This window comes from Ruegeria sp. AWH4_226 (genome assembly GCF_056159225.1).
The window spans coordinates 255,893-277,354 of sequence record NZ_JBSWUU010000003.1; the positions used below are offsets into that span (position 1 = coordinate 255,893).

Consider the following 21,462-nt stretch of genomic DNA (forward strand, 5'->3'; position numbering starts at 1 on the left):
CAAATAAAGGCCGGTATAGAAGCATAAGAAGACCTTCCCCAAAAGGCTCCAATTCTGTCTTGCGTGTCAGCCCACTCACCAGCGCGATCTGCACCGCATCACCGCGGAACTCGACGGTCCGTTTCAGTCCCTGAGTTCATTTCCTTTTCTGCAATAAATGCTATCAAAAGAGCGGCATCAAACCGTGACACGTCTATCGGTGAAAGCCAAATGGTATGAATGAGTGAGAACCATGATTTCGGTAGAAGATATCGAAGGCATGTCCGCGCTCAAGCGGGTAGAGATTGATGCGCTCGCTGAACGCGAGCTTTTAACAACACACGATGCCGCGCTGATGGGGAATAACCTGATGCAGGTTCATTACGGTCCACAAAAAGTGCATGAAATGATCTGTGACCATACCGGGACCACCACAACTCTTGACCCTGCGCAGCCAAACTCGGCTGTGTCCACATAGCAGACCGGTGTTTTTCGACAAAGTCTGCCCAAAGCGAACATACTGGATATCGTTTTCCACGCAATATCGCGTTGCTGAGGACCAGCGTTTAACCTATGCGCGCAAGCTGGCCTCCTACACGCCTAGGAAATGGGATTGGAAGTCTAAACCGGTACTGGGATGTGGAGTCGCAAACGCCTCCATTCCGCTTTTGGCGACGACAGTTCCACCCGCATGGCAATGTCTCGTGGCTGACGTCGATGCCCTGTTCATTCAGCAGTCGCCCGTGTATCGACGCAACATAGGAAACTGAACGTACGGTAGGTAGAAAGATCTCTGGATTTGTTTTGAAGTACCTGAACAGAGGTCGTTTGGTTATGGAACGACGCTACGAAAGCCACCCGCCCACCTCAGCCAGCGTTCCTCTGCCAAAATCTGTGAACCAATGTCAGCGGGCCAAGTCTTTCGACTTCGGGGCTCGGGCAATTACAATCATCTCGACGCGCATGCCAGGCCGGGCGAGCGGTACGCCACCAGTGGCGCGGGCGGGCGGGTGGTTCGGATCAACCCATGAATCCCAGACAGCGTTCATGCCCTGGAAATCGGCCATGTCGGACAACCAGACCTGAACCGAGGCAATGTCGGCCTTGCTGCCACCCAACTCGGCCATCACCGCGTCGATCTTGTCCAGCACTTCGCGGGTCTGCGCAGTAATATCGCCGGCCAGGTCATTTGGAACTTGCCCAGCGAGAAAGGCGGTATCGCCTACACACACCGCTTGGCTCATGCGCGGGCCCGGGTTCAGTCGTTGAAGGCTCATGTAGTCTTCCTTTTCGTGTCAATCGTTGTCGCCCACCGCGCCCGCTCCGGCGCGTGAGACATCAGAAGCAGGGACGGTAATACGCATTGCAAGAGTATTGAGCGCGCCAATAGTTTCGGCGGCCACCACCATCGGTGCCATCAGCGCCGGGTCCGGCTGGCGCGTTGCGAACTCTGATCCGACCAGAAGCTCGGCGACCACTGGCAATGCCGTTGCCAGTGCTCCGACATCGCCAGCTACCCGGCCATCGGGGCTTGCCACGACCGCGCCGCCGGGCCATTCGATCCGGATCGGCTGTTGCCGTGCCCGAGCCATGTCGGACAGGAACGGCAAGAGCAGGATTGGCTGCGTGACCGGACCGATCCGCAGGCTGTCACATTGCATCAAGGGCAACGCCACATGATCGCACAGCGCTGATCCCAATGCGATGGGGCAGAGAAGGCCACCATCAGATGCTCGGAAAGCGCCAGCTTCAACCACGGGGCAGATGTCGTTCCAGGCGCGGTCATGCGCGGCCTGCAATTGCGCAAGAAGTGCGCCCGGACCGTCCAGCCCCTGCCGCGCCAGCCAAGTTGCGGCGAAACCAGCCTCTTCTGCCTGTCCCCAGCTCATGCCCGCTCCGCGTGCAGCCTTAAAGCAAAGCTGTTCGATCTCGTTCAGAGACAGGCTGGCACTCTTGCCGGTCGGCATTGGAGAGCCCGAGCGGGTTGGATCCATTGCTTCGATGTCGTCATGCAGAACGGTCATGTCCAGCCTCCCGGGCAGAGATCCGAGGGATAGGGCATATCCTGAAACAGGCTGATGCGAACCCATTTGTCGGATCTGGGATCAAAACGGCTGGCACCGAAGAACGCCAGCTTGCAGCGCATCAGGTCGATCGGCAGCATGTCTTCAGCGATCAAGTTGTCGCGCACTTCGCCAAACGGGTGTTTGGCGGCGATCTGCGCCCGGCGGGCCATGAACCGATGATCGGGATGCGCCAGTAGAAAGGCAGCGAGCGGCTCGTCATAGGGGCGGTCGGCAAGGGCGGCGTGTAATTCATTGGCCAAGCGTGCGATGCATAGCGGTTGCTCTAGCGCGGAACCATCCTCGGCGAAGCGGTTGCCGAGCCGGGGTTCCAGCTTTTCCTCCGAGACATACCAGAACCGGGCGATGTTTTCCGGGGCGTCGAAATCGATATCCAGCGCCCAATCGTAGTGATCAGCCAGTATGCAGGTCAGGGCTCCGGTCGTCATCGCGCCGTCGAGCCGGAAGGTTTCGGACTCATCAGCCGTCATCTGTTCGGCAAGGTCGTCGATCAGCGCGCCGTGCGGCTCCAGCATCAGCGCCACCAAGGCCTCTTGCCCTTCGAGCGACAACTCGGCCTCGGCACGGCGCCAGAGCGCGTCCCAGGGGTATAGTGCGTCTGGTGCGGGCCAGTCGCCAAGCCAGCTAGCCAGCAGGTCGAGGTCTTTGCGAAGGGCCTCGAGCTTGGCGATCTGCAAAGGATGGGTTGAAGTCCATTTTGCGGCATTGACCTGCGCAGCCCTGAGCGCCGTGCGCAGCTCGTCAGCTACCTGCGGTGTCACGTACTTCTGGGCCCGCACCCGCGCCAAGGCCTCTTCACGCGCCATCATCCAGTTGTTCAGCAACACCGGGTGCCGCACGAGGAACGGCGCCATGCCGAGGCCTGTTGAATTCCCCACGCCGAGCATTCTGCGGATGGCCGGGTCCAACCGCACGGCTTTTGCGCCACCTTGAACCGCGGCGAGATGTTCTGCGATGTCGACAGTGAACTGCCGGGTCAGCCAGACCGAGAGCATCTCGATCTGGAACGGCGCGTTGAGTTCCGGGCGATCGGCAATGGCCACCCGATCAGCAGCACCGAATTTGCCCGAGCCGTAGACCGCAGTGGTGCGCATCAGGTAGCCGACGCTTTCGACCTCGGCGATGTCGGGCTGCTGTCCCTGCGCCAGATGGTCGATGACATGGGCGAACAGCCGGACAGAGCGGTTGGCGCGGCTGAGCGAAAGCTCGCGCGGAGAGATGCGGCCTGCTTCCTGAAGGGGTACGTTGGCCTGAAGGCGGTCAAGATCGGCCTCGGTCGGTTCACCGTCGAAAAGGGTAAAGGTCGCGTCCCAGGCCGTTGCGATGACCCGGTCCGAGCGCATCTCGTCGGGCAGGTCATGGGCAAAGCCGACAAGGCAATAGGTCCGCTCGGGGCCCTTGGCGCGATAGACGGCGCGGCCTACGCCCAGCGCGTCGATCTCCCACACCGGGCGGTCGAAGACCCAGCCTTCGCGCTCGATCCGGCGCAGCAGGGTGCGCAGAAAGGACAGGCGGGTGGGATGCGCGCAACCCATCCGGTCGAGGCGCATGACCTGCGACGGCGCGCGGCGGAACGGTGCGGTTTCGGGGGGCAGGCAGGTATGCGCACGGTCCATGATGTCCTCCTCGGGGTATTGGGTGTTGGCGCGGACGACCTGCCCGCGCCCCTTTTCAGGTCTTCTTGCCCAGCATCAATGTGATCCGCAGCGCATCCCAAAGCGATGGCAAGAGCACCAGCGACACCGGCACGGCCGTGACCACGATAAAGCTCTGCAACTTGCCGATGCCCCCTGATCCGGTCGAGATCAGGATAAGTGCCATGACCCCCATTGCAATCCCCCAGAAAGCACGCAGCACGGGTGACGGATTGTCGTTTGACATCGACGTAGCGATGACAAAGCTCATCGAGTCACTGGTCGTGGCAACAAAGATCATCGTCAGAACCAGGAACAGAACAGAAAGCAGGAAACCCATCGGCAGCGCCTGCGTGGTGGCGAGCAGACCGGCAGGCAGGTTGAACCCTTCGAACGGGCCAGAAATCGCACCCGGAACAGCCTGCTCCAGCGCGATCCCTGTGCCGCCGATGATGGTAAACCAGAAGTTTGTCACGATAGGTGCCAGGACAGATAGCATCAGGATGATCGACCGGATCGACCGGCCCCGGCTGACGCGGGCAATGAAGATCGCCATGAGCGGCCCGTAGCCCAGAAACCAGCCCCAGAAGAACACTGTCCACCAGCCTAGCCAGCCCGGCGCGCCAACGATGCCAGCTTCGCCGCGATACATCGCCATGTCGAAGAAGTTCGACAGATATACGCCCATCCCGCCGGCAAAACCGTCGAAGATGAAAAAGGTCGGGCCGGCGACAAGCATGAAGGCCAGAAGCACGAAGGCAAGGATGACGTTGACCCGGGACAAGAGCTGGATGCCTTTCGAAAGGCCCGAGATCGCCGACACGGTGTAGACGCTTGCAAGCGCCAGGATCACCACCGTCTGGGTGGCAAAGGTGTCAGGAATGCCAAAAAGCGCATTCAACCCGTATGACATCTGAAGCCCGAGAAAGCCGATAGGTCCGACCGTTCCTGCGACCACCGCGATGATACAGGATGCGTCGGCGATCAGGCCGATAGGTCCGTTGAGCGCGCGGTCTCCAAACAGCGGATAGAGCAGCGTGCGCGGTGCCAGCGGCAGGCCCTTGTCATAGTGGTAGTGCATCAGCATCACCGTTGTCAGCGACCCCAGGATCGCCCAGGCAAGAAAGCCCCAGTGCAGAAAGCTTTGCGCCAAAGCGGCATAAGCTTGTGCCGTGGGGTCAGCGCTCAGGTCTCCGAACAGCGGTGGCGTGGACAAATAATGCGCAATAGGTTCACCGGCAGCCCAAAAGACACCGCCGCCCGCCAATAGAGTGCACATGATCATCGAGCCCCACTGGAACATCGTGAATTCCGGTGTTGTCAGCGCGCCCATGCGGGTTTTTGCGCCGGGCAGCACGCAAAGCCCAAGGCCGATCACGAATGTGGCCAGCAGCAGCACCTGCCAATAAAGGCCGAAATAAGTTGCGGAGAAGTTGAAACCCCAGTCGACCATGCGCGACAGAAGGTCAATGTCGATCAGCGCCAGTACACAGAACAGTGCGATGAACCCGCCGGTGATGGCGAAAAGTGGTTTGTCCACTCTGCCCAGGCTGGCCGGCTGGCTGCCGGTTGTCGTTGTATCCATCAATTTGTTGTCCTCCCAGACAAAGCCCCGCCTCCCGCGGGGATGATCATTCCGCTGCGCGAGCCCTGGTGTTTTTCACCGGCCTCTTCGCGCCAAAGCTCTGTTCGAAAAATCGCAGCCAGTTGCCGCCCATGACGGCATCGACCTCTGCGTCGTCCATCCCGGTAGTGCGCAGACCAGCCCGGATGTTCCCGAAATCCCGGTTGTCGGCGAACCAGCTAGGCATTTCAGGAAAGCCCGGCTCTGCTGCACTGCCTTCTCCATAGTCAATTCGCTTGGTCCACCGGCCAACGCGCATCCATTCGACGATGCTGTCGGGTTGGTCCTGGCACAGGTCGGTGCCAATTCCGATGTTGTGGACGCCCATCATGTCGGCAGTGCGGGCCACCATGTCGCAGTAATCCTGCAACGTGCAGGCGCTGCCGTCCTTAAGGTGGTGTGGGTAAACCGAAAACCCCAGCATCCCGCCGCTCTCTCCAAGCGCTTTCAGCACGGTGTCCGACTTATTGCGGAGCGCCTTGTGCCAGCTAGATGGATTGGCGTGGCTGATGGTGATCGGACGCGACGAATGTTCGATGGCCTCAAGCGTCGAGCGTTCTCCGGAATGGCTCATATCTACGACAAGCCCGACGCGGTTCATTTCAGCCACGACCTCGCGACCCATGCGGGTGAGTCCCGTGTCGTCATCTTCGTAGCACCCCGAAGCCAGCAGCGACTGGTTGTTGTAGGTCAGTTGCATGAAGCGCAGGCCAAGTGTGTGCAGAATCTCAATCAGCCCGATATCGTCTTCCATGCAGGACGGATTCTGCGAACCGAAGAAGATCGCGGTGCGCCCGGTTTCCTGCGCAAGCCGGACATCAGCGGCGGTGCGACCCTGAAAGATCAGGTCGGGAAACTGTTCGAACCAGCGGTTCCAGTGTTCGATTTGCAGGACCGTTTCGCGAAAGGTCTCGTGGTAAGTGATGGTGACATGCACCGCATCCACCCGGCCCTCGCGCATCTGGCGGAAAATCTTCTCGGACCAGTTGGCGTATTGCAGCCCGTCAATCAGGACGCTCATGCCGGTTCTCCCGCCGCGACATAAGCGGTTTTGACCGTAGTATAGAACTCGGCGGCGTATCTGCCCTGTTCGCGCGGGCCGTAAGATGATGCACCGCGCCCGCCAAAGGGGACGTGATAATCGGTGCCTGCAGTCGGCAGGTTCACCATGACGCAGCCTGCCTGCATGTTGGCGCGGAAATGGCTGGCGCGGGCAAGGCTTCTGGTCATGATCCCAGCGGTGAGGCCGAAGTCGCTGTCATTGGCGATAGCAAGCGCTTCGTCATAGCCCTCGGCCTTGATCACGCAGGTAATCGGCGCGAACATTTCCTCACGGTTAATACGCATTTCATTGGTTGTGCCCGCAAAGACGGCAGGGGCCATATAGTACCCCTCGGTCGCACGCTCTAGCCTTTCCCCTCCTGTCAGAAGTTCGGCGCCTTCGTCCCTGCCAATCTGGATGTAATTCAGGTTCTGTTCCAGCTGTCCCTCGCTGACCACGGGGCCGAGCTGTGTGCCGTCTTCCAGCGCATGGCCGACCTTGAAGGCCTCGGTGACCTTGACGAGCCTTGCGACGAATTCGTCATGGATCGCAGCGTGCACGATCAGGCGCGAGGCGGCGGTGCATTTCTGACCCGTGGCGCCAAAAGCCGCGCCAGCAGCATGCATCACGGCGAGATCGAGATCTGCATCGTCCATAATGAGCATGGGGTTTTTCGACCCCATCTCCATCTGCACCTTGGTCATGTTTCCGATCGCCGAGGCCGCGATGCCGCGGCCAACCGGAACCGACCCAGTAAAACTGATCGCCGCCACGTCACGGCTTTCTACCAGCCGCTGGCCGACATCACGGCCCGGTCCTGCGACAAGATTGAAGAGACCGGCGGGAATGTCCTGTTTGGCGATAATCTCGGTCAGTGCAACGGCGCTGGCGGGCGTCAGGTTTGCGGGCTTCCAGACCACCGCGTTGCCAAAGGCAAGGGCCGGGGCGATCTTCCATGCGGGCGTCGCCACGGGGAAATTCCAGGGCGATATGATCGCAACCACGCCCACAGGTTCGCGGCGCACGTCAATCTCAACACCGGGACGGACGCTTTCGGCCAGGTCGCCGTGACCGCGCAGACATTCAGCGGCGAAATAAGTGAAGAACTGCCCGGCGCGGTAAACCTCGCCCTTTCCCTCGGCCAGCGGCTTGCCTTCTTCGCGCGACACGAGGCGTCCGATCTCATCAGCCCGCGCCATCAACTCGGTTCCGATTGCCATCAAAACGTCATGGCGTTTCTGTATGCCCGCTGCCCACCAGATCTTTTGCGCACGTTTCGCGGCATCGAGCGCGGTGTCCAACTGATCCGCGCTGGCCTGGGCAAAGGTGCCGATCAGGTCCGATACGTCCGACGGGTTACGGTTTTCGATCTCACCTGCGCCGTTTTGCCAACGACCATCGATATAGAGTCCGGTTTGCATGGAACATCCTCGTCTTTGCTTGAGGTCGCTCCTAGACGAAGAATATGATTTCAGGCAATCTGGAAGTATTGAAGATAATTTCAGGAAAACTGAAATGGCGATCAAGCTTGAGATGCTGCGCACCTTTCGAACCGTTGCCGAGAAGGGATCGCTTGGGTCTGCGGCCGAACAGTTGGGGCGAACACCATCGGCGGTGTCAATGACGCTGGCATTGCTGGAGGACCATATCGGCGCGCCGCTGTTCGAGACAGACCGCAAGAACAGACTCACACCGCTGGGTCAGCTTGTTCTTCAGGAAAGCAATCGCGCAACGGAAGCATTTTCACGAAGTGTCGATGCGATTGGGCGGCACGCTATTTCCACCGCCGGCACCGTAAGGCTTGCTGTCGTCCCTTCGGCGACCGTGACCTTCCTGCCCGGCATCATCGCCTCTTTTCAGCAGCAGCGTCCGGACGTACGGCTGGAAATCAGCGATGTAGACAGCGCGACGGTTCGACAGCGGGTCAAACTTGATGATGCCGATATCGGGATCCTGTCCGAGCCCGTTGAGGACGCAGCCGAAGACACTGTGATCTACGAAGACGATCTTGGCATCGTCTGCCGCAGGGATGGACCCATTTCCAGTGCGATGGAAAACGGCGAAGCCTGTTCGTGGCAGTTGCTGCTTCGCGAGCCGTTCATCGCCAATCCGCTCTGCCATTTGGTCGCGCATGATTGCCTTGCGCCGCTGCTGGCCACCTGCAACCTCGAATCCCGGAACACCACCGCTCTGCTATCTTTCGTCCGGGCCGGCCTTGGGGCAACCGTTTTGCCACGAAGTGCTGTGCAGCACCAACTCGACGAAGTGTCCTTCCTTCGGCCCGATGACCCGCCGACCCGTCGACAACTTCGCAAAATCCGGGAAAAGTCACACCACCTCAGCCCGGCGGCAGAAGCATTCTGGTTGTCGCTGTAAGAAAGTGGACCATACCGCGGACGGCTTGAAGAGTGTGTTGCCACGATCAGTTCAATCGGCAACTTAAGGCGTTCACGAAAGCACTTATGCCAGCTGTTTACTTAGTGGCGGATAGCAGTCAGAGCGCTCCGAGACGTCAAGACTGGCTACGTGGCCTTTATTGCCGTTTTGGCTGGCAGGGGCAAAAGTCTGCGTCGCCTTGCAGTGTCGGCCTTCAGTTTTGGTCGCACCCAGCGGTGCGCAAGCAAAACGCGTGAGTTCGCCGGTTACCCAACTATGCCTCGAACTTCATATGCCGGTGCGGCAGACCGTCGCCATCGCGGGAATGCTTAGAAAAAGGCAGCCTTTGAACTAATTCGACTTGCAAGATGTTGAGACGCAACCAAACCGCATAGCCACTCCGTTTCGTCAGGTTTTGAACTGCTCTGTAAAACCGAGACTCCGGACTCTTAAAGTTTGAAAGGAACAATCACTAGGGCAAACTGCTCCCCAACAACAAAAGCCGACCTTAGATACGATTGTGCTCATGTACGCTTTGTCGAAAACACTTAAGTCTGGTGCACAAGACGTTTCCAATGACCCGGAGAAACTCCGTAGCCAGCTTTGAAACTTCGCGTCATGTGAGACTGATCGCTGAAGCCAGCTCTTGTAGCCGCGTCAACCAATGATGCCCCAGCAGCAATGTCACCACGCACCTGATCCAGACGTCGCATTGTCAGGTACCGATATGGGCTGGTTCCAAACGCTTTCCTAAACTGGCGCGCCAGCGAATATCGGTCCAAACCAGTGACCTGTTCCAGTTGGTCTGAGTGAACAACTTTATCGAGATTACTGTCCAGATATTCTCTCGCACGGTTCGTCGCCCTCAGATCAATCAACGAACCTGTTGTTTGCTGAGCAGATGTGTCGTTTGCCAACAACCCATCCGCCAGCAACGCGGCGAGTTCGTCCATCGCCACCGGTTCAAGGATATTATTCATGTCAGAAAAAGCCGCATAGATCGCGTGCATCAGGCGGGGGTCCGAAAGAACAGCATCACGCAAAAAAGGAAGTGTCCTTGATGCTGGTCCAAGCGCCTCGCGCACCAACGATGGTTCTACATAAAGCATCCGATAGTGAAACCCGGCTTCCGTTCCGGCTTCGCCTGTATGGATTTCATCGGGGTGCAGTACGATCACTTGACCGGCCACACTGTCAGAGCGTGCGCCTCGATAGTCAAAGCTTTGCACGCCATTTATTGTATATCCTATCGAATAAGTATCATGCCGGTGTGGGGCGTAGGCTTCGCCAGAAAAGTAGGCCTCAATCCTTTGGATACCGGTCTGCCAAGGTGCAGCGATCACCCAATCATTCGCGCACGATCGTTCAAGACCCGGGGTGAGGTCGTGTGATCTTACGTCACTGGATCGTCGTTCGTTGTGAATCGGAAAGCTCCTGACGGCTTCGAAACCAGACCAACACCATGAATCAAAGGGAAATCATACATGAAATCGATTAATCTCGACGAAAAGCTGTCCAGATTCTCAACGCATTGGGATCCGCATGTCGTCGCCGATTACAATGACAATGAGGTCATGGTGGTCAAGTTTGTTGGTGAATATCCATTCCATAAACACGACACAACGGATGATTTTTTCTATGTTTTGGAAGGTGAGATGCAGATGGACATTGAAGGTGAGCCATCCCGGACCGTCAAGGCAGGCGAACTGTTCATCGTTCCAAAGGGTGTCGTCCATCGGCCGAGGGCAGAGCGTGAAGTGAAAGTGCTGTTGATTGAACCGAAAGGTGAGCCCAATTCGGGTGACTCAGATCGCAAAGCCGCACCGAAAGCTCGCATTTAGAAGTTAGTGCGGCGGGAATGCTGACATTCGTGCCCGCCGCAGTATCTTTCACTTTGGGCTCGAAGCCGTCATGCAACGGCGCGGCTGGCCTTCCACTTCCGCTCGACCCCGTTGGCATTTTTCCCGGCCCAATTCTGCCATTTACCCAACTATGCACTCGCAGCGCTGCATTTAGAGGAGGCGTTCACTGCTTACACGAAATCAGTGTTTGCCCTGGGCTGGTTAGGTGACAAAAACAACTCCAAACTGGGGTTGAGAGATGTCCACTTCACAAGTTCTGACTAGGCTTTTCCAAATAGGAAAAAGCAACCAGCCTTGATGAATGCGGTCGACTTCATACTAGGCGGTAGTGTTTGTTTCGGTATTGGCGCCGCAGTCCCGATCGCAAATGCGAACCACGGATAGACAGGTACTATGCCGATGAAGGGGCGCAAATGAGTTCAAACGGTCCAATCAACAAGTTACTATCAACAAAGCAAAGATGGCGAATCTCGTCTGTTGTGTTCGCATAGTAGTAGGAGCACCCATGGCTACGCGAGTTGGATATGAGCGAAGGGCAATACTTCGTCAGGATTCCTGGAACGCCCAGATCGAAATCCTAGAGAAGAGAAGTGCTCAAGCTCGCTCGGATGAGAAAGGAAAATACCAGCAGATTTTGTCTGAGTTGCTCACCAAGAAAAGTGAAAGCAACAGAAGACTGACCGAGTTGCTTGACGCCCACGGTGAGGACGGTGATGTCTGGAACGAACTGCGTAACCTCTACGAGCAAGCTTGTGAGGAAATGCAAGTGTCCTTGAAGAAGGCTGGCACCCAAATTTCAAATTAAGATGCTTGGGGTTGCGCCAAAACTGACCTCGACTTCCCCCTTCTCTGCGCCCGTTGAAACTTCATAATGCATGTGATCAAGCGATTGCTCCTGAGTGCTACCACCATGCATTATCCCACCGTAAAGCGCACCAAACCAGGCAAACCGACAGAACCCGCTTTGAGTGTTTTGCTTTTCCTGCTTGGAATCGCTGGTCTTTGCTGTTTGCGCCTCGTAGGATTTGACCAAGGTCGAAGCAACAGTTTGAACCAACTCAAGACCAAGACGTAGAGATGCTGCTAAATTGTGCAATCTGACGAGTATAGCTGCAATCTGTCGCCGTTTTCCTCTATAATGCTCGTCATCCGGATTGTTGGTATTGGACACTGAACTATCTGGCGTGGTCCACTAGCGGAGCTAAAATCTCTCTACGCCGGTTTTGCCTATAATTGGACTTGAATCTTTAGGGTCATGGAATTGCGAAACAGGATTTATCTAGTCGTCGTAACGCTTGGGATTTGTGTAGCCACTGGCCTTTTTGCACAGCAAGCCCCACCACTGGTCACTGTAGCCAAGCCCGTGGTCAAATCCATTGTCGAAGACGACGAGTTTGTCGGTCGCTTTGGCGCAGCAGCAGACGTCGATATACGTGCGCGTGTTTCAGGGTTCTTGGATGAAGTGCATTTCAGGGACGGAAGTCTTGTCGAAGAAGGACAGTTGCTGTTCACAATCGACCAACGACAGTTCCGCACAGCGTTGCGACAGGCGAGAGCACAAATCAACATAGCAGAGGCCACAAGTGAGTTCACAACCGACCAACTGGATCGAGCAGAAGCGCTTGTCAGAAACGGAAACATTGCCGAAAGCGTGGTCGACCAACGTCGGGAGGCGTTTTTAGCCGCGCAAGGCGCACTCGAACAGGCAAGAGCTGCACTCGAACTTGCCGAGCTCGATCTGGAGTATTCCGAAATCCGTGCTCCCATGTCGGGACGCATAGACCAAGCGCGGATCGATCCGGGAAACCTTATCACTGCTCAAGAGACGTTGATGACCTCCATTGTCTCCACTGATCCGATCTATTTTTACTTCGACATTGATGAAAGGTATTTTCTCGCCTACGCCCGTGACGCACGCGCGCGTGGCTCGGTCTTGCAAGAAGGTGCGGCCGGCCTCGAAGTCCGGGTCAGAGTGGCCGATAGCTCAATTCCACCTCAAGTCGGAACGCTCGATTTCTCCGAAAACCGGATCGACAACGAGACCGGCACAATGCGTGTACGGGCGGTCCTGGAAAACCCGGATGAGCTTTTGACCCCCGGCTTGTTCGGGCGTGTTAATGTGCCTGGATCCCTTCCATATGAGGGGATACTGATTCCGGACGCCGCAATAGCGTCGGATCAGAACCGACGGCTCGTGATGACAGTAGACGCCCAAGGAAACGTTACGCCAAAGCAAATAAGACCTGGACCAAGAATCGACGGCTATCGCGTTGTAAGAGATGGATTGGATGGAACAGAAACAATTGTAGTCGAAGGTTTGGTACGGGCTCGACCTGGTAGCGTGGTCACGACCGAGGTGGTCGAGCTCCCACTGATTGCAGAAAACTAGAATGGGACGTTTCTTTGTCTCCCGCCCGATTTTTGCGGTCGTGGTCGCAATCGTCACGACAATTGTTGGGCTGATCGCATACTTCGAACTGCCCGTCGAGCAATATCCAGAAATCGCGCCTCCTTCCATCGTCGTACGCGCCAGCTATCCCGGAGCCGACGCCGAGACTATCGCCGCGACGGTCGCCACGCCACTTGAGCAGGAAATCAACGGTGTTGAGGGCATGCTCTATATGTCATCTTACTCCACGGCTGACGGGTCGATGTCGTTGACGATCACGTTTGAGCTGGGGACCAATCTGGACGCGGCGCAGGTCTTGGTTCAGAACAGAGTAGCGACCGCAGAACCAAGGCTACCGCAAGAAGTCAGAGCGTTGGGGGTAACGACGAACAAGTCCTCACCTGACCTGATGATGGTGATACATATGCTGTCGCCGGACGAAACGTTCGATCAACTCTATGTATCGAATTACGCTCGGTCGCGGGTACGCGACCGACTGGTTCGTCTCGATGGAGTTGGCGATCTCATCATTTTCGGCGAGCGCGAATTCTCGGCACGCGTTTGGCTGGACCCAGATCGGATTGGCTCCCTCGGCCTGACCTCAGGCGATGTCATAGACGCGTTGCGCGAACAAAATGTTCAAGTCTCGGGAGGCTTGCTTGGATCACCGCCAAACGAGACGGACAGCGCCTTTCAGGTTACGCTCACAACACAGGGCCGACTTGAAAGCCCACGCGAATTTGGGCGGGTAATTGTAAAGTCGACCGATGATGGGCGTGTTGTTCGGGTTCGAGACGTTGCGAGAGTAGAAATCGGCGCGCGATCCTACGTTACTAACTCGTACCTAAACAATAAACCGGCCGTGGCGCTTGGAATCTTCCAGCGACCAGGTTCCAACGCGCTGGCTTCGGCAGACGAGATACTGACTGTTGTCGAAGAATTGTCCCAAGACTTCCCACCCGGTCTTGAATATCAGGTCGTTTATAACCCCACTGAGTTTATAGAGGCGTCGGTCAATGCGGTTTACCGCACTTTGTTCGAAGCGGTCTTACTTGTCGTTATAGTTATCATCGTTTTCCTGCAAAGCTGGCGAACAGCGATCATTCCTTTGCTGGCGATACCGGTTTCGCTGATAGGAACCTTCGCGGTGATGCTCGCTCTGGGGTATTCGTTGAACCTGCTGACGCTCTTCGGCTTGATCCTTGCGATCGGTATCGTTGTCGATGACGCCATCGTGGTCGTCGAAAACGTTGAGCGAAACATCAAAAACGGGATGCCCCCAAAGCAGGCTGCTGCGCGCACGATGGACGAAGTGCAAAACGCGATAATCGGGACAACATTGGTTTTGATCGCGGTCTTTGTTCCGGCGGCACTGGTGCCCGGAATTACAGGTCAATTCTATCGGCAATTCGCTGTGACGATCTCGGTAGCAACGGTGATATCAACGATCAACTCGCTCAGCCTATCGCCGGCTTTGGCCGCTGTGGTTCTAAAGTCAAAATCCACCTCGCCATCCAGAAATCCACTACGGGTCGTTACCGATCCACTGTCAAACGGTTTCAACAGGGGTTTTGATGCGATGGCCGCCGCTTACGGTCGTGCGGTGCGCGGGCTAGCAGGGACGTCGGGCATGCGCGGTATCGCCGTTTTAGTCTTTGCGGGGCTGATCGGTACGACCTACTGGATCACCACTAAAGTACCAACCGGGTTTATACCTGAAGCGGATCAGGGATACGCCATTGTAGTGGTGCAATTGCCGGACGGTGCGGCACTGGACCGAACCGACGACATCATCAGGCAGGCAACCGAAATCGCATTGCAAACGCCGGGCGTTACAAATGCTGTCGCGTTCGCCGGATTTTCAGGAGCGACCTTTACCAACGCCAGCAATCAGGGCGTGATATTCACAACCTTTGAGAGTTTTGACCGCCGCCAGGAGAGTGGCCTTACAGCAGGCGCGATTGTCGGCCAGCTTTTTGGTCGCATGCAGGCGTTGCGTGAAGCCTTTATAATTGCAATCGCACCGCCGGCAGTGCGCGGCGTAGGGACGGGTGGAGGATTCAAACTCCAGCTGCAGGAACTAGAAAGTTCTGATATGTCTCGCGTACTTGGGGCCGCCTACGCTGTAATGGGCAGCGCCAGTCAATCAGACAAAGTGCAAGGCGTTTTCACGACGTTTTCAGCAGGGTCGCCTCAGCTCTATCTCGAGATTGATCGCGTAAGAGCCCAAATGCTGAATGTGCCAATCGGAGAAATCTTCGAAGCACTGTCCATCAATTTGGGTTCTGCTTATGTAAATGACTTCAACGCGTTCGGTCGCCTTTTTCAGGTGCGGGCACAGGCGGACGAGGAGTTCCGCTTGGATCGAGAAGATATCAGAAGCTTAAGAGTGCGTTCTGTCACGGGCGATCTTGTTCCGTTGGGCACTTTGGTTACAGTCAGAGAAACCGCCGGACCTGCCTTGGTACAACGCTATAACCAACAAGTGTCTGTCCCGGTTCAAGGATCACCCACGCCAGGGACATCGACCGGACAGGCCTTGCTGGAAATGGAAGCGCTCGCAGAAGCGGTTATGCCACCTGGTCTGGATTACGAATGGACCGAGCTTGCGTTGCAGGAACGGAATCAAGGAAACACCGCCGCGTATATCTTTGCCTTTTCGGTGCTGTTTGCTTTCCTGTTTCTTGCCGCGCTTTACGAGAGTTGGACGCTACCACTTGTTATTATACTGATCGTCCCACTCGCCGTGCTTGGCGCGATGCTCGGCGTCATGTTTCGCGGGATGGACAACAATATACTTACACAAGTGGGTTTGATCGTTTTGGTAGGCCTCGCCGCCAAGAATGCGATCCTTATAGTTGAGTTCGCCAAACAAGCACAGGAAGAGCGCGGGTTGTCCGCAATTGATGCTGCTGTAGAAGCAAGCCAGCTACGACTACGGCCGATTTTGATGACCGCGTTTGCCTTCATCTTGGGCGTTTTGCCATTGATGATTGCGGTCGGACCAGGTTCGGAGATGAGACAGGCACTCGGAACAGCTGTATTCTTTGGAATGTCAGGCGTTACACTGCTCGGCCTATTCTTTACACCGGTATTTTTTGTGGCTTTGCGGACAATATTTCCCGGCTCGGTTGAAATGACTGAGCGTCAATAGCGGGTGCCTCCTCGATGGCTTGCAGTGTGTCACTCGAAAGGAACGAGGGGAAAAGATGACGTTCTTGATCTGTCTGCTACGTCCTAGTTCGGGTCCGAAACTTGAGGGAAGCTTTACGTGGAAAGTCTAGCAGCCAATCTTCGCGAAATGGCCCGAACGCCCTTACATCAAAGCCATGTTGAGCTTCTGAAGTCTATTGGCACGGAAGTAAGCTTTAAATCAGGCGAAATGATTGCAGAGGTCGGCGATCCAATGGACCGGTTTCTCTACATTTTAGAAGGTCGGGCCGAAGTTATTGATCCTCAGACCCGTGAAGCTTACTTGCCGTTCTCATTGGGACCAACGCAGTTTCTCGGTGAAATAGCATTTCTTAGCGGCGGCGTTTATTCCCTGCCGATGAGAGCTCGGGAAAACACGCGCGCTATATCGGTTCCACGGAAGGAAATGCTGGACGCCATGTCTCGTCTGCCCGAAATGTCGGATATCATCATCAGCGTTTTTTCGGCACGCAGACGGCGCCAAATTGAGGAAAACGACAGTTCACTCAAGCTTATTGGTGCCGATTTAAGCCGTGACATCCGTCAAATCGAAGAGTTTGCGACCCGAAACAAGATACCGTTCCGGACAATGGATATCGGATCACAGGATGCCCGCGCACTCGCAGAAGACTGCTGTATCGAGGCCCTGCAACCGGCCGTGGTTTTCGGTGAAAACCTTGTGATCGACAATCCCACTCCTGCAAAAATCGCCAGGCTCCTTGGGCTGGAGCAATCGTTCGAGTGTCGAGAGGTTATTGACGTTTTGATCGTTGGCGGTGGTCCTGCCGGTGTGGCGGCAGCGGTCTACGCGGGTGCCGAAGGACTGTCTGCAGTTGTTGTCGAGGATTGGGCGGCAATGGTTTTAGGAAAGGTGCGGCAATCGCATTAGAATACGCAATTTAGATACGATGTACGAAGCGGCCAATGGGTTGCAGTTGGGCATAGCTGATTCACCCGTTGCATGAGGTGGCAACCAAGCGCATTTGGGATGGCGGGTTTTTTGGCGGGTATCACAACTAGCGCCCAAAAATATCATTTAAATTCAATGATATATGGCGGTGGAAACGAACCCGGCGACCAACTCTCTCCCGTGCAGGTTTCCACCGTGCGGGATCGCTTCGAAATCCTGCGCGCTGTTGAGGGACAAAACCCTCGACCGCCTGACGACTGATCAAATGACGGTATCGCCAGGTTCCTCGCGGCTCAGCTGCCGTACCGCTTCGAGAAGTTCCTCGACCGCTTCCTCGGCAGCGGCAAGCTTGATGGCAACCATCAGATCTTCGCGCCCCGCCATGGCCAAGAACGTGGAGAGCACCTCATCGGAGTGGCGCGCCAGCGCGATCAAGTGCGCACCGCTCGGACCGTAAGTGCCCGAGAACCAGTTCTTCACTGTTTTCTCGTTGGCCCCCGTCCAGGCCGCCACGGTCTTTACGCCCGCCCGACTATCTCCAAGCGACCGTTTCAAAGCAGCCGCGATTTCTTCAACGAAGCCGCCATTCGTGGGCTGCTCAGCTTTTCCATTATATCCGTTTTCCCTTGGAAAGAACTTGCCCTTTTTCGGAAACGACATTCCACCCTCCTTCGCTTTACATGGACGCGAAGAATTCAGCCGTTGATTCCGACGGGAGCGATGGATTTGCCTGGAATAATGAGGAGATACGGATGTGAGCGGTCGTTGGACGACCCCTTCGGACACGAGCGACGCGCCGCCTGAGAAGGATGTGCCGGCCGTCGCCTACGTGCGAATGTCGACCGATCACCAGAAGTACTCCACCGAGAACCAACTCGATGTCATTCGCAGCTATGCCGAGGCTCGTGGCCTGACGATTCTGCGCACGTTTGAGGACTCCGGCCGGTCGGGACTACGGCTCGACGGCCGCGAGGCACTGCAAAACCTGATGGCCGAAGTCCAATCCGGTCACGCCGATTTCAAGGCGATCCTTGTCTATGACGTCAGCCGCTGGGGCCGGTTTCAGGATGCGGACGAAGGCGCATATCACGAACATGTCTGCTCCCGTGCGGGGATCCGGGTCCACTATTGCGGCGAGCAGTTCGAGAATGACGGCAGTATCGGCTCCAACCTGCTGAAGACCGTCAAACGCGTGATGGCCGGCGAATACAGCCGCGAGCTGTCGGTGAAGGTCTTTGCCGGGCAATGTCGCCTCGTAGAGCTGGGCTATCGCCAAGGCGGCGCGGCCGGATACGGGCTGCGGCGCGTGTTGATCGATGAGCACGGAAACCCCAAGGGCGAACTGTGCCGCGGCGAGCAGAAGAGCCTGCAGACCGACCGCGTGATCCTCGTCCCCGGCCCCGAGGAGGAACAGCGCGTCGTTCAGCGCATGTACGAGATGTTCGTGAATGAGGGGCGTCCCGAACGCGAGATTGCCGAGGTTCTAAACGCTGAAGGGCACCGCACCGATCTCAACCGGCTGTGGACTCGGGCGACTGTCCATCAGGTCCTGACCAACGAAAAATACATCGGGAACAACGTCTTCAACAAGGTGTCGTTCAAGCTGAAGCAGCGTCGTGTCGTGAACCCGCGGGATATGTGGATCCGAGCCGAAGGCGCCTATCCGGCCATCGTCGGCAAGGCGCTGTTCCTGCGCGCCCGAGAGATCGTGGATGCCCGCAGTCGTCATTTCTCGGACGAGGAACTCCTCGACGCCCTGCGCGCGATCCTGAAACGACAAGGTCAGCTGTCCGGCCTAATCATCGACGAAGAGAACGACCTGCCCTCGTCCAGCGCCTATCGCAGTCGGTTTGGCAGCCTGCTGCGCGCGTACCGCCTCATCGGCTATGAACCCGAGCGGGACTACCGCTACATCGAGATCAACAAGGCGCTGCGCGCGGCCCACCCCCAGGTCGTTGATGAGATCATCGAGGGCGTGGCTGCCCGGGGCGGTCGCGTGGTGCAGGCCCCCGACACGCAGCTGCTGCGCGTGAATGATGAATTCACGGTGTCTGTAGTTCTGGCCCGCTGCCAGGCGACGGCAGCTGGCACCTTGCGCTGGCACATCCGGCTCGACACCGGCCTCGTTCCGGACATCACGATTGCGGTGCGGATGAACGAGACCAACGACGCGGCGCGCGATTTCTACCTTCTGCCCAGCATCGACATGACCGACGCACGGCTGAAGATGGCCGAGCAGAACGGCCTGTGGCTCGATGCCTATCGAACAGAGACGCTTGAAGATTTCTACGCCCTCGCCGGGCGGGCGAAGGTGACGGAGGTGGCATGATGGCCAAAAGCGCGGAAAAAACTCACCAGACGGAAGTCACCTTGGTCCCGACCGACCGCATTCGGGTTCTCAATCCGCGGGTCCGAAACCCCAGGACGTTTGCGGACATGGTGGAAAACATCGCCAAGATCGGTTTGAAGCGCCCAATCACCGTGACCCGTCGCGCCGACACAGATCCGCAGGAGTATGATCTCGTCTGCGGCCAAGGGCGGCTCGAGGCCTTCATCGAGCTGAAGCAGAAAGCAATCCCGGCCATTGTCATCGATGCCGATGAGTCCGACTGCCTGGTGATGAGCCTCGTCGAGAATTGCGCGCGTCGTCAGCATCGCCCAATCGATCTGATGCGGGAGATCGGCACGCTTCGCGAGCGCGGCTACAACGACCGGCAGATTGGCGACAAGATCGGCGTCTCACCGGATTATGTCGGAATGATTGCTGGCCTCTTGGAGCGCGGCGAAGAGCGACTGGTCACGGCCGTCGAAACCGGCCTGCTCCCCCTGAACCTCGCCATCGACATATCAAAGACCGATGCCGAAGGCGCGCAGCGTGCGCTGATGGACGCCTACACGCAGAAAAAGCTGCGAGGGAAGAAGCTCGCTGCTGCCCGGCGCTTGATCGAACAGCGCGAGGCACGTGGGAAGAAAATCCATCCCAAACAGTACGGGCGCGACGGCCGTAACCGGCGACCGCTGACGAGCGAAGCGTTGGTGCGTGCCTACCAGAAGGAAGCCGACCGTCAGAAGCTTCTGATCAAGAAAGCGGAACTAGCCCAAGGGCGGCTGCTGTTCATCTGCCAAGCATTCCGGACCCTCCTTGAGGATGACCATTTCGTGACGCTGCTGCGCGCCGAAGGCCTGGAAACCATGCCCAGCTACCTGCAGGACTCCCTCACCGAGGGAGCTTCGCCATGAGCAAGAAGGTTCAGCTCGGCTTCGAGAACGATTGCGTCACGATCACGGTTGCGGACATCCTGCCCGTCAGGGTTCTCAGCAAGTCGATCAAGTCCAGCCGGAAATACACCCAGATCACAGCGTCGATCCGGGAGATCGGATTGGTCGAGCCGCCGGTGGTTGCGCGAAACGGGGATGCCAGCGGCAGCTGGTTGCTACTAGACGGACATGTCCGGATCGAAGTCCTCAAGGATCTGGGTCAGGAACAGGTCGAATGCCTCGTGTCGACGGACGATGAGGCCTTCACCTACAACAAGCGCGTCAGCCGGATCGCGCCCATTCAGGAGCACCGGATGATCCTGAAAGCTATAGAGCGCGGTGTTCCGGAGGAAAAAATCGCGGCGGCGTTGGACCTCAATCCGCGCAGCATCCAGCGCAAGGTCAAGCTGCTCGACGGCATTTGCCCGGAAGCCGTGGCGATCCTGAAGGACAAGGCCTGCACTGCGGCCGTGTTTACCACGCTGCGCAAGATGATCCCCTTGCGCCAGATCGAAGCCGCCGAGCTCATGGTGAACGCCAACAACTACTCCGTCGCCTATATCTCGGCGATCCTTGCCGGGACTCCGCAAACGCAGCTGGTCGAGGCGAACAAGCCCAAACGCATCAAAGGCGTGACGCCTCAGGCAGTCGCTCGAATGGAGAAGGAGCTTGCCCGGCTTCAGGAAGGGATCACCCAGATTCAGGACACCTATGGCCAGGACCACCTCCAACTGACCGTGCTCCGTGGCTACGTCGGCAAGCTCCTCGGGAACGCGCGCGTGGTTAGGTATCTGATGCAGACGCGTCCGGAGTTCCTGTCCGAGTTTCAGACCATTGCCGAGATGGAATCGGTCATACCGGCCGAGGCAGAATAACCAGCCGGCCGATCCAATGGGGACCCGGACCCGATAAGCGCGGGGACCGCAGGAGACGCCGGACTGTGGGCCGGATCAAGCGCGGCGGTGGGGATGGCGGCGAACCCGCATGGAGCCCACCAGGCCGGCTCGAGTTTTCGCCGGCCGCGCGGCCGCACAGCGGCGGCGATATTCGCAGGCGTGCCGAGGAAGCGCGCGAGTCGGCACGCCTGCTTCGCCGCTAGCGGTCCGGTTCTA

The 21,462-nt window shown here is 57.4% G+C and carries 19 protein-coding genes; 10 read left to right on the plus strand and 9 right to left on the minus strand.

Annotated elements, in window-relative coordinates; genetic code table 11:
• Positions 1 to 232 precede the first annotated feature (232 nt).
• Positions 233 to 457: a hypothetical protein gene (locus ACXAET_RS19670; protein WP_475189296.1), complete on the plus strand. Its 225-nt coding sequence runs from the start codon at positions 233 to 235 to the stop codon at positions 455 to 457.
• A 427-nt stretch (positions 458 to 884) separates the two neighbouring features.
• On the opposite strand, the gene ACXAET_RS19675 is transcribed toward ACXAET_RS19670, so the two are convergent.
• From ACXAET_RS19675 to ACXAET_RS19700, 6 genes are read right to left on the minus strand one after another with little or no spacing between them, the layout of a single operon-like run.
• Positions 885 to 1,256: a RidA family protein gene (locus tag ACXAET_RS19675; protein WP_475189300.1), complete on the minus strand. Its 372-nt coding sequence runs from the start codon at positions 1,254 to 1,256 to the stop codon at positions 885 to 887.
• 18 nt (positions 1,257 to 1,274) lie between these two features.
• The gene (locus tag ACXAET_RS19680) at positions 1,275 to 2,003 is read right to left on the minus strand and encodes a DUF3726 domain-containing protein (protein WP_475189305.1); all 729 of its coding nucleotides are present in this window, start codon (positions 2,001 to 2,003) and stop codon (positions 1,275 to 1,277) included.
• A complete protein-coding gene (locus ACXAET_RS19685) occupies positions 2,000 to 3,679 on the minus strand; it encodes a hypothetical protein (protein WP_475189310.1) in 1,680 nt (559 codons plus the stop codon). The genes ACXAET_RS19680 and ACXAET_RS19685 overlap by 4 nt, the downstream gene beginning before the upstream one ends.
• A gap of 55 nt (positions 3,680 to 3,734) precedes the next feature.
• Positions 3,735 to 5,282: a BCCT family transporter gene (locus ACXAET_RS19690; protein WP_475189314.1), complete on the minus strand. Its 1,548-nt coding sequence runs from the start codon at positions 5,280 to 5,282 to the stop codon at positions 3,735 to 3,737.
• Between the two features lie 46 nt (positions 5,283 to 5,328).
• Positions 5,329 to 6,342 (minus strand): membrane dipeptidase, encoded by a 1,014-nt coding sequence (locus ACXAET_RS19695; protein ID WP_475189320.1) that lies wholly within the window; start codon positions 6,340 to 6,342, stop codon positions 5,329 to 5,331.
• Complete coding sequence (locus ACXAET_RS19700) at positions 6,339 to 7,784, minus strand: aldehyde dehydrogenase family protein (RefSeq protein ID WP_475189323.1); 1,446 nt, start codon at positions 7,782 to 7,784, stop codon at positions 6,339 to 6,341. Before ACXAET_RS19700 ends, ACXAET_RS19695 begins: the two co-directional genes overlap by 4 nt.
• 94 nt (positions 7,785 to 7,878) lie before the next feature.
• Here ACXAET_RS19700 and ACXAET_RS19705 point away from each other — a divergent pair, with 94 nt between their 5' ends.
• Positions 7,879 to 8,739 carry a LysR family transcriptional regulator gene (locus ACXAET_RS19705; protein ID WP_475189326.1) on the plus strand — a complete coding sequence of 287 codons (861 nt, stop codon included), beginning with the start codon at positions 7,879 to 7,881 and terminating at the stop codon, positions 8,737 to 8,739.
• Between the two features lie 548 nt (positions 8,740 to 9,287).
• Here the strand turns inward: ACXAET_RS19705 and ACXAET_RS19710 are convergent.
• Positions 9,288 to 10,082 (minus strand): AraC family transcriptional regulator, encoded by a 795-nt coding sequence (locus tag ACXAET_RS19710; protein WP_475189329.1) that lies wholly within the window; start codon positions 10,080 to 10,082, stop codon positions 9,288 to 9,290.
• Positions 10,083 to 10,223: 141 nt separating this feature from the next.
• Here ACXAET_RS19710 and ACXAET_RS19715 point away from each other — a divergent pair, with 141 nt between their 5' ends.
• Together ACXAET_RS19715 and ACXAET_RS19720 are read left to right on the plus strand one after the other, a co-directional pair.
• Entirely contained in the window at positions 10,224 to 10,580 is a 357-nt protein-coding gene (locus ACXAET_RS19715) for a cupin domain-containing protein (RefSeq protein WP_475189332.1), read from the plus strand.
• A 526-nt stretch (positions 10,581 to 11,106) separates the two neighbouring features.
• A complete protein-coding gene (locus ACXAET_RS19720) occupies positions 11,107 to 11,406 on the plus strand; it encodes a sll1863 family stress response protein (protein ID WP_475189336.1) in 300 nt (99 codons plus the stop codon).
• Here the strand turns inward: ACXAET_RS19720 and ACXAET_RS19725 are convergent.
• Positions 11,398 to 11,772 carry a hypothetical protein gene (locus ACXAET_RS19725; RefSeq protein WP_475189342.1) on the minus strand — a complete coding sequence of 125 codons (375 nt, stop codon included), beginning with the start codon at positions 11,770 to 11,772 and terminating at the stop codon, positions 11,398 to 11,400. The two genes, ACXAET_RS19720 and ACXAET_RS19725, sit on opposite strands and share 9 nt — an antisense overlap.
• An 84-nt stretch (positions 11,773 to 11,856) precedes the next feature.
• Here ACXAET_RS19725 and ACXAET_RS19730 point away from each other — a divergent pair, with 84 nt between their 5' ends.
• From ACXAET_RS19730 to ACXAET_RS19740, 3 genes are all read left to right on the plus strand, one after another.
• Entirely contained in the window at positions 11,857 to 12,990 is a 1,134-nt protein-coding gene (locus ACXAET_RS19730) for an efflux RND transporter periplasmic adaptor subunit (RefSeq protein WP_475189344.1), read from the plus strand.
• A gap of 1 nt (position 12,991) precedes the next feature.
• A complete protein-coding gene (locus ACXAET_RS19735; RefSeq protein ID WP_475189346.1) occupies positions 12,992 to 16,144 on the plus strand; it encodes an efflux RND transporter permease subunit in 3,153 nt (1,050 codons plus the stop codon).
• Between the two features lie 117 nt (positions 16,145 to 16,261).
• Positions 16,262 to 17,071 carry a Crp/Fnr family transcriptional regulator gene (locus tag ACXAET_RS19740; RefSeq protein ID WP_475189348.1) on the plus strand — a complete coding sequence of 270 codons (810 nt, stop codon included), beginning with the start codon at positions 16,262 to 16,264 and terminating at the stop codon, positions 17,069 to 17,071.
• A gap of 282 nt (positions 17,072 to 17,353) precedes the next feature.
• On the opposite strand, the gene ACXAET_RS19745 is transcribed toward ACXAET_RS19740, so the two are convergent.
• Positions 17,354 to 17,752, minus strand: coding sequence for a hypothetical protein (locus ACXAET_RS19745; protein WP_475189351.1), 399 nt, complete (start codon positions 17,750 to 17,752; stop codon positions 17,354 to 17,356).
• A 151-nt stretch (positions 17,753 to 17,903) separates the two neighbouring features.
• Here ACXAET_RS19745 and ACXAET_RS19750 point away from each other — a divergent pair, with 151 nt between their 5' ends.
• The 3 genes from ACXAET_RS19750 to ACXAET_RS19760 are packed head-to-tail and all read left to right on the plus strand — an operon-like array spanning position 17,904 to position 21,225.
• A complete protein-coding gene (locus ACXAET_RS19750; protein ID WP_475190177.1) occupies positions 17,904 to 19,421 on the plus strand; it encodes a recombinase family protein in 1,518 nt (505 codons plus the stop codon).
• Entirely contained in the window at positions 19,418 to 20,332 is a 915-nt protein-coding gene (locus ACXAET_RS19755) for a plasmid partitioning protein RepB C-terminal domain-containing protein (protein WP_475189354.1), read from the plus strand. The genes ACXAET_RS19750 and ACXAET_RS19755 overlap by 4 nt, the downstream gene beginning before the upstream one ends.
• Entirely contained in the window at positions 20,329 to 21,225 is an 897-nt protein-coding gene (locus ACXAET_RS19760) for a plasmid partitioning protein RepB C-terminal domain-containing protein (protein ID WP_475189356.1), read from the plus strand. Before ACXAET_RS19755 ends, ACXAET_RS19760 begins: the two co-directional genes overlap by 4 nt.
• Positions 21,226 to 21,462: the final 237 nt, after the last annotated feature.

What these genes read in the sequence shown, in the direction of transcription:
- ACXAET_RS19670 (WP_475189296.1), top strand. Translation starts at nt 233, where the DNA reads ATGATTTCGGTAGAAGATATCGAAGGCATGTCCGCGCTCAAGCGGGTA.
- ACXAET_RS19675 (WP_475189300.1), bottom strand. Translation starts at nt 1,256, where the DNA reads ATGAGCCTTCAACGACTGAACCCGGGCCCGCGCATGAGCCAAGCGGTG.
- ACXAET_RS19680 (WP_475189305.1), bottom strand. Translation starts at nt 2,003, where the DNA reads ATGACCGTTCTGCATGACGACATCGAAGCAATGGATCCAACCCGCTCG.
- ACXAET_RS19685 (WP_475189310.1), bottom strand. Translation starts at nt 3,679, where the DNA reads ATGGACCGTGCGCATACCTGCCTGCCCCCCGAAACCGCACCGTTCCGC.
- ACXAET_RS19690 (WP_475189314.1), bottom strand. Translation starts at nt 5,282, where the DNA reads ATGGATACAACGACAACCGGCAGCCAGCCGGCCAGCCTGGGCAGAGTG.
- ACXAET_RS19695 (WP_475189320.1), bottom strand. Translation starts at nt 6,342, where the DNA reads ATGAGCGTCCTGATTGACGGGCTGCAATACGCCAACTGGTCCGAGAAG.
- ACXAET_RS19700 (WP_475189323.1), bottom strand. Translation starts at nt 7,784, where the DNA reads ATGCAAACCGGACTCTATATCGATGGTCGTTGGCAAAACGGCGCAGGT.
- ACXAET_RS19705 (WP_475189326.1), top strand. Translation starts at nt 7,879, where the DNA reads ATGGCGATCAAGCTTGAGATGCTGCGCACCTTTCGAACCGTTGCCGAG.
- ACXAET_RS19715 (WP_475189332.1), top strand. Translation starts at nt 10,224, where the DNA reads ATGAAATCGATTAATCTCGACGAAAAGCTGTCCAGATTCTCAACGCAT.
- ACXAET_RS19720 (WP_475189336.1), top strand. Translation starts at nt 11,107, where the DNA reads ATGGCTACGCGAGTTGGATATGAGCGAAGGGCAATACTTCGTCAGGAT.
- ACXAET_RS19730 (WP_475189344.1), top strand. Translation starts at nt 11,857, where the DNA reads ATGGAATTGCGAAACAGGATTTATCTAGTCGTCGTAACGCTTGGGATT.
- ACXAET_RS19735 (WP_475189346.1), top strand. Translation starts at nt 12,992, where the DNA reads ATGGGACGTTTCTTTGTCTCCCGCCCGATTTTTGCGGTCGTGGTCGCA.
- ACXAET_RS19745 (WP_475189351.1), bottom strand. Translation starts at nt 17,752, where the DNA reads ATGTCGTTTCCGAAAAAGGGCAAGTTCTTTCCAAGGGAAAACGGATAT.
- ACXAET_RS19755 (WP_475189354.1), top strand. Translation starts at nt 19,418, where the DNA reads ATGATGGCCAAAAGCGCGGAAAAAACTCACCAGACGGAAGTCACCTTG.
- ACXAET_RS19760 (WP_475189356.1), top strand. Translation starts at nt 20,329, where the DNA reads ATGAGCAAGAAGGTTCAGCTCGGCTTCGAGAACGATTGCGTCACGATC.